Source organism: Pseudomonadota bacterium (assembly GCA_010028905.1).
In the GTDB taxonomy this organism is placed as follows: Bacteria; Vulcanimicrobiota; Xenobia; order RGZZ01; family RGZZ01; genus RGZZ01.
This window is the reverse complement of the sequence record RGZZ01000235.1, coordinates 1-7,740: the sequence shown is the minus strand read 5'-3', so window position 1 is coordinate 7,740 and position 7,740 is coordinate 1. Positions and strand designations below refer to the sequence as shown.

Annotated in this window: 5 protein-coding genes; 1 reads left to right on the top strand and 4 read right to left on the bottom strand. The window is 68.6% G+C overall.

Annotated elements, in window-relative coordinates:
* Positions 1–114: 114 nt before the first annotated feature.
* From EB084_15315 to EB084_15300, 4 genes are all read right to left on the bottom strand, one after another.
* Positions 115–2,073, bottom strand: a complete 1,959-nt coding sequence (locus EB084_15315; protein NDD29626.1) for a caspase family protein — start codon at positions 2,071–2,073, stop codon at positions 115–117.
* Positions 2,074–2,089: 16 nt separating this feature from the next.
* Positions 2,090–4,258, bottom strand: coding sequence for a hypothetical protein (locus EB084_15310; GenBank protein NDD29625.1), 2,169 nt, complete (start codon positions 4,256–4,258; stop codon positions 2,090–2,092).
* Positions 4,259–4,373: 115 nt separating this feature from the next.
* A complete protein-coding gene (locus EB084_15305; GenBank protein NDD29624.1) occupies positions 4,374–5,810 on the bottom strand; it encodes a peptidase M18 in 1,437 nt (478 codons plus the stop codon).
* The gene (locus EB084_15300) at positions 5,807–6,526 is read right to left on the bottom strand and encodes a GNAT family N-acetyltransferase (GenBank protein NDD29623.1); all 720 of its coding nucleotides are present in this window, start codon (positions 6,524–6,526) and stop codon (positions 5,807–5,809) included. The genes EB084_15305 and EB084_15300 overlap by 4 nt, the downstream gene beginning before the upstream one ends.
* 146 nt (positions 6,527–6,672) lie before the next feature.
* On the opposite strand from EB084_15300, the gene EB084_15295 reads away from it, so the two are divergent.
* Positions 6,673–7,740, top strand: a 1,068-nt coding sequence (locus EB084_15295) for a hypothetical protein (GenBank protein NDD29622.1), incomplete at its 3' end; no start/stop codon positions are given.

The window sequence follows — 7,740 nt, the reverse complement described above, 5'->3', positions numbered from 1 at the left end:
GCGCGCAAAGCCCGCCCGCGATGCCAGACCCCGCCCTGGCGACCAGACCCGTCACGACCGTTCGCGCACCCGTTCTACTGGGCCCCGTTCGTGCTGTTCGGCAACTGGCAGTAGTCAGCGCACCTCGACGGTGACCGAAGCCGTGCCCCACTGGGCAGGCTCGATGGCGTCACGTCCCGAGCGAAGCCCGAGGGTGGCGTCGAGCAGCCATCGCGCGATGGGATGCGAGATGGCCCCGCGCGTCTGCTGACAGGCTTGCGCGACATCGAGCAGCGGCGCGAGCTGCACGGGACGATCGGTGGCGATGAGCTTGAAGGTCTCCTTGCCACGGGTCGGCGTGAGGCGAATCAGCAGGTCGGGCAGCGCAACCCACCTCTCGTCGATGCTGTTCTCCACGCGCTCGTCGGCGTGCGCGCGATCAGGGGGCGGCCACAGGACATTCACCGCCCCATCCGGCATCACGTCGAGCAGCGACAGCCATATCCGCTGGTAGCCCATGTTCCAGACCTCAACGCGCACCCAGGTGCCGGCCCGCGCCTTCGCGCGATCCGCGATGGGACCGATGACCCGACGCACCCCCACGACGTGTCCATCTTGCAGGTCAGGCTCTACCTGCACGAGTCGCATGCGCACCGAGAGCGCGTCCTGCGCGTCGTTGGAGAGCCCGGCGATGAAGCGCCTCCGAGCCTCGCCCTCCACTGCGGAGCGCATGGCCTCGACCACACGACCATCTGCTGGCAGCACCGCCACCACCGCTCCATCGCTGCGTTCCAGCCGCAATCCCCCAGTCCCCGCAACGACAGCGAGATCGCACGTGCCGCCCTGCGTGAGCTCCACCATGGGAAGGGCGCGCAGGTCGCGCGTGATGCTCGGCCCCTCCGGAAGCGCCGAGAGCGCGCGCGCGTCGAGGCGCATGCGCGTCTCCGGGAGAACCTGGCGCCGAATTCGCGCCCGTCCGCCCCCCAGGGCAACCGCTGGGCTCTGGCCAAGACGCAACGTGCTGGTGGCCAGTCCGGCCTGCGTCACCTCCGCAGAGACGATGGGCTTCGTCGATGTGAAATCGCGCGTGCCCGGTGCGTAGACATCGACCGTCGTGCCTGGACCAACCCCCTGCAGACGTCCAGCCTCGAGCAGGAGGGCGTCTCCTTCCGCGCGCACCGCGATGTATGTAGGCGTGGCCACCGCGCTGCCCCCGAACACAAGACGATCGATCGCGCCCTCGATCTGGGGCGTCTGCGGATCGGCGGCCAGAGACTCGCGCAAGATCTCGTACACATCGCGCCAGGTGGTCGACGCGGTGGCCCGGCTCAGTGCGCGCACCAGGCCCATCGAATAGATGCCGACCACCTGGCCCGCGTCATCGTAGCACTGACCCGCAAGCTCCTCCGGTCGGCAGGCGCTGAGAACGACGAAATCGCGCGCGACGGCGGGGGGAACCATGCCGCTTGCACCATCGGCCGCGCCCCCTCCGTCAATCCGTGGCCGAGCCTTGGATGCGCGACCGGCGCCCCGCACACCCCGCATCCGCGATCGGGTGATCGTCCCCGAGTGGCAGCAGTCGAACGAAAGCGTGACCCGTCTGACACCACGCGCCGCCAGCTCGGCCAACAGCCCCTCGATCTCCTTGTCGCGGATGTCGTTGGCGCCATCGGTCACGCTGACGTAGTCGGAGGGGACGAGCGTCTCGGCCAGGCCGTCGACCTCACGATCATCCGGGACCTGCGAGCCGTGTCCGGAGTAGTGGAAGAAGATCTCGTCATCCGGACCCGCTCCGTCGATGAGCGTCTTGCGAAACGCATCGATGATGGCCCGATGGGTGGTCTCCGCGGGCGTCGTCAGGGCCACCACTTCGCTCGGAGCGAAGCCGAGATGGCCAATCAGAACCCCGCGGATGGCGTCGACATCGGCGCGTGAGCCGAGGTTCTTCCAGGCCCCCTCAGACGCGGCGCGCTCGTAGGCCCACACCCCGACGAGCAGGGCGCGACGCGTGCCCTTTGCCGAAGCCACGTCGCCCACAAGCGCCACCACAAGCCCCACAAGCAGGGCCGCCATGACCCGTCGTTGCCAGGACATGACCACACGCTGCCGGTCAGCGGACGCGACTCGGCGTCCCGGGCTTCTTCGTGGGAACGGCCTTGGGCGACGGGACCGCGTTGATGGCGGCGGTGGGATCGAGCTTGCCCCAGCCCCACTGCGGATTCGGCACCGCACCGGTCTGGGTGTCGCGTCTTGCCGTGCGCATGATGATCGACCGGACGAGCGCGGCGTCGAGGGTGGGGTTCTTCTGCAGCATGAGCGCGATCACGCCGGCGGTGAAGGGGCAGGCCGCACTCGTGCCCTCCCACGCCACGTGCTGGCCATCCGCGGTGATGAACAGGCGATCTGAGCGGCCGCTGAATCCGGGCGCGTCCTTGGAGAGCGCAGAGATGGTGTAGGTTGCCGGCGCGGCGATGTCCGGCTTCACCCAGCCGTCTCGACGAAAGCCTGGGCTCGAGTACGACGCGATGCGTCCCACGTCCATTCCGATGTACACCTGCCGGCCCTCCGCCGACGCCCAGCTCGGACGAAACTGATAGGCCCCCACGGCGATGACGTTGGTCGCCATGGCCGGCGCCCCCACCATGCACTGCTGCACGGTTCCCTTGCCGAAGCTCGCCCCGCCGCCCGGGAGATACAGGTCGAAGCCGCCATTGGGTACCGTGGCGCTTGCCCCGAAGCCGAACAGAATGTAACGCCCCTTGGGGAGCATGATGGAGAACGCCTCAGTTCGAGGACTTGCAACGAAGCGATTCGCGCTCGCCTGGGCGTCGAGTCGCGCGGGGAGCGCGGTGTCGCTCGGGAGGTCCTTGGTCTTGCCCAGCATCAGCTGACCTGCCTTCTTCCACACCGCCCAGCTGAAGGCTCCGCCTTTCGCGGCGGCCATCGGGCCCTCTAGGGCCGTGACCTGCAGGCCCCACTCATCCAGTGCCGAGAAGCAGCCGCAGAGAACCGCGCCTCGCTTGTCAGTGACGAACAGCTCGATGGAGGGGCTCATGTGGAACTGCTCACCGGGAAGCGGCGCGCTGAAGCGGCCCGCGGCGTGCATGGTCTCCTCACCCTCATTGCCGGCCGAGACGCAGGCCACGATACCGGGCTTGCCCTCGCCGACAGCAGCATTGAGTGCCACCTCTTCCGGGGTGACGCCCTCATGGGTGTTGAAGTGCCCGCCATAGCTCATGCTGAGGACGACGGGCTCTCTGGCCGCACGGGCGACCTCCTTGATCCAGTCCAGCGTCTTGTAGGTGAACGGCACGATGCCGCCATCGTCGAGCGTGTCGGCATTCACGATGATGAGATCGGCGTCGGGTGCGACGCCCGCGTACTGCCCGGCCGGCACGCCGTTGGCGGTGGCACGACCATTCCCTGCCGCGGTGCTGGCGCACGCGGTGCCGTGTCCCACCACGTCCTTGCGCGCATCGACCACCCCCGTGCCGGCGAGCGCCGCGTTGATCTGGGCGCGGGTGTAGACCGTGCCTTGTGGCTTCCCGTTCGGCGCATTGATGGGGGGACGAGAGCCGACCTTGCCCCCGCTCACGTCGAACGAGGTGTCGTACACATCGTACATGGCCAGGATTCGCGTGGTGCCGTCCGGGCGCAGGAAGTCAGGGTGATGCCAGTCGATGCCGGAATCGATGATGGCGATGGCCACGCCCTTGCCGGTCAGTCCGCGCTTGTCGAAGGAGTTGTCGAACGCCCCCCCGCGCGTGGACGGCGTCACCTGCTCGCTCAGCGGCACGGCCTGCGAGGCCCGCGGACGCGGACGCTGGCCGACGAAGAGAGACTGAACCGACGTCACCGTGCGCTCACCGGCGACGCGCTCGAGCGCGGCCACCGGAACGACGGCGAAGACGTGATTGCCCAAGCGCTCGCGCACCTTGGCGCCAGCCTTCTCGACACGCGCCACGTCGAAGCCGTCGGCGACTTCGAGCGAGACCTCGACCCAGGGGTTTCGGTCTCCCTTCGCAATGCCGAAGATCGACGTCAGCTCGGCATCAGAGTAGGCATAGTCGGCACGCCCGGGACGCGTGAACTGAAAGTAGACGATCTGCAGCTCCTTGTTCATCTTGGCCAGCGGATCGTCGCCCCGCCGGTTGAGCGGGGTCACCACGGCATCGGGACCGAAGGCGCGCGGAATGTCGGGAGGCGGCGCTGCAACGGCCACACCGCCCACGAGCAGGGCGAGCGACAAGGTGGTCAAGGTACATCTGAGAACGTTCATCAGAGCTCCTGGTTCAAGAAGATCGACAACCCGCTGCCAGGCTGCCAGATGAGCAGTCGCCGGCGCCAGGGCGTGAATTCCATGTGTTCTGTGGCCGCGGCATCTCCTGCCGCCCCTATCGCGCCGCGTAGAACGCCTTCATGAACCGATACAGGTTCCACACATCGATCTTCGACGAGAGCTCGAAGGGCGAGTGCATCGACAGCAGCGGAACGCCCACGTCGATGACCTCCATCTCGACCGCCGACATGAAGCCACCGATGGTGCCTCCACCGCCGACGTCGACCTTGGGGGTCTGGGTCTGCCAGGGAATGCCCGCCTGGTCGAGCACCCGGCGCGTGCGGGCGATGTACTCGGCGTTGGCGTTGAAGCCACGGCCGTAGAGCTTGAGGGCGACACCGCCGCCGAGGCGGGCCGCGTTCGAGGCTTCACTGGTCTGGGGAAAGAGGGGGTTGACCCCGTCGCAGCAGTCGGCCGACACAACCTGGGCCGCGCGGAGCGCGTGGCGCAGGTCGAGGTCGCGATAGCGGTCGCCCTGCTGCGCCGCCACGAGCTCGGCGTAGGTGCTGGTGAGGAACGTGGAGGCGGCGCCGCTGTTGTTGATCGACCCGACCTCCTCGTTGTTCGAGATCCAGGCCATCGCGGTGAGCGCGGGCGTGCCCTTCACCTCGGTGAGGGCCCGCGTCGCACACCATGCCGAGAGACGATCGTCCTGTCCGCACGAGCCGATGAGCCCGCGGTCGAGGCCCACGTCAGCCGGCGCGGCGGCAGGCACCAGCTGCAGCTCGGCGCTCACCAGATCGGCATCCTTCACCCCGTAGGCCTGCCTCAGCGACGCAAGCACCTCGTCGACCACGCTCGTCTTGGCACCGGGAATGCTGCCCGCCACCGGATCCATCTCTTCACCCGCAAGCACATCGGCATAGGTACGGGTGCGAAGGTCTTTATCAGAATGGGGCGCATTGTCGGGAATCACGAACACGGGCTGCCCCGGCTCGAGCCCCAGCGACACCTCGACGGTCCGGCCCTCAGCGGTGTCGATGCGACCCACCAGGGCCAGGGGAAGGTTGGCCCACTGGTACTTCTTGAGCGCGCCGTAGTAGATGGTCTTGAACATGGCAAATTCGCCCGCAGCCACCACCGGACGGCCCTTGAGGTCGATGTGGGGGCTGTCGTGATGGGCGGCCACCACCCGCGAGCCCGCGACGATGGGCGTGCTGCCCACCACCACGAGAACCACCGCGCGATCGTGGGCCGAGAAGATGAGCCGTGCGCCAGGCCTGCACTGCGAAGCCTCCCTGAAGGGCACGAACCCGGCCTGCTCGGCCTGCTTCACCTCTTCGCGGGTGGCGCGCTGCGCGGTGCGGGCGGCGGCGAGAAAGCGCTTGTAGGGCTCGGCCAGCTGCGTGATCTCGGCACGCTGGGCGGCCGTGATCCCGGTCCAGGTCGACGCCTTTGCTGCAGGCGTCTCGGCACACGCGCACGCCAAAGCCGCATGGGCAAGCGCGAGAAGAACCAGCAGCGCGCGGGCGACCCGCGTCAACCGCCTCATTGCGCCTCCACGTGATGGTGCTCGGCGGGCATCGGACGCGACGCGCGAATGGCTGCCTCGAGCTTTGACTCGAGACCCGCGAGCTTCTCGCCCACGGTCGGCGACTGCAGCTCAGAGAGCACCATCTCATAGCCGTCGTGGCCATCTTCCGGATAGTTGTTGGGAAGAAGGCCCGCGACCTGAAAGCCGTACTTCTCATAGAGGCGCATGGCGCCGTGGTTGTTGACATCGACATGCAGCCAGCACGCGGGGGCGCCGCTGTCGCGCGACTGCTTCACCGCCTCGAGGAAGAGGCGCTCGCCCACCTTCTTGCCCTGGGCCGCGCACACCACGCCGATGCTCGAGAGGTAGTCGGCGCCGCCGCGCTCGGATCCATGATCGATCAAGAAGTACCCGAGGGTGCCGAGGGCGGTCGACGCGAGCAGCCCCTCCACACTCGGCTTCGCGAGCAGCGTGTCGAAGCGCTCGACTGGCCAGGGCGCGGTGAAGGCGCTGCGGTCGATGGCGGCCAGCGCCGCCGCGTCGCCGGGTCTGACGGCCTCGAGTCGATAGGGCGCGCCCAGCACGTATCCGGGCGCTGGCGCCGCCGTGCAGGCGTAGGCGTCGGTCTGTGCAGACAGACCCTCGGGCGGCGACGCCACGCCATCGACGGGCACATCCTGCATCAGACCTGCCGCAGGTCGGGGGGAGACAAGCGCGTTGAGGTTCACGTTCATCACGTTCTTGGCACTCCATCGATCCCAGCTCGAACACCCACAGCGTAGCGCGGCGGGCTGAAACAATCATGAAACGCACCTCCGTGCCGTTCCCCGCGCGCCGCCCCGCGGGGGAAACCGCGCGTCGCAGGAGGAACTGAGCACGTATGCGCTTCTTTCACCGCCTCATCGCATTGCTGGCCCTCACCCCCCTGCTCGCGGGCTGCGGCAGCGGTGGGTCGACATCCGCGTCGAGTCCGCTGCCGCCGGACCAGGGGGTGCGGGCGTCTGTCCCGACGGGAAGCGCCCGCACAACGCGCACCCTGGGAGAGGTGCAGCTCGCCCACGATCCCACCCTGCGGGCCGACCTGCTCCACCACGTCGTGGTCGATCATCTCGAGTCGGCGTCGGCGTCTACGGGGGCGGAAGACACGGGCCCGCCCGGAATCGACGTGATACCGGTGAAGTTCGAAGCATCGGCCACATTCGATCTGCGCATTGACAGCCCCGCCGTGCGAATGGCCGTGCTGCGCGATGCGAAGGGCACCGCGGTGGCGAACGCGCGAGCCGGGGCGCCCGCCACGGTAACGGTTGGCGCCGGCGATCATACCCTCGAGCTGTACAGCGCCGAGCAGGCAGACGCGACCGTGTTCATCCGCGCCACGGCCACGCACGGCGCGAGCGCCGCATCGCGCGCCGGCGCCCTCGGCTCGAGCACATCCACCCCGGGGGAGTACGTGGTGGAGCTCTCCGCCTTCCCTCAGAGCATCGTGGGCGTGCCCACCGGGGTGGCGGCCTTCGTTGGAGACCTCGCGAGCGGCCCCGTGAACCAGCCTGTTCAGATCGACTCCTGGGCCGACTTCGTGGCGCGGTTCGGAAACCTCGACCTCACCCGGCCCACATCGGCCCAGGTCTACCAGTTCTTCTCCCTGGGAGGCCAGCAGGCGTACGTGGTACGCGTGGCGCCTCCGAGCGGCGGAGGGGCGCCGGCCCTTGCCGACTACGATACCGCGCTGCTGGCGCTGCAGGGCGCGCGGGGGTTCAGCCTGCTGCTGGTGCCGGACGCCGCGCGCGCCGTCAACCCGCCGGACCCGCAGCTCGCCGCGCACGCCTTGCAGCAGGCCGAATCGCTGAACGCCTTCACCATCCTCGAGGTTCCGGCGACCTGCACCTCCCCGGCGGCGGCTTTGCAGTGGTGGGCGCAGCAGCCTCAGCTCCACTCCACCAACGCGGCC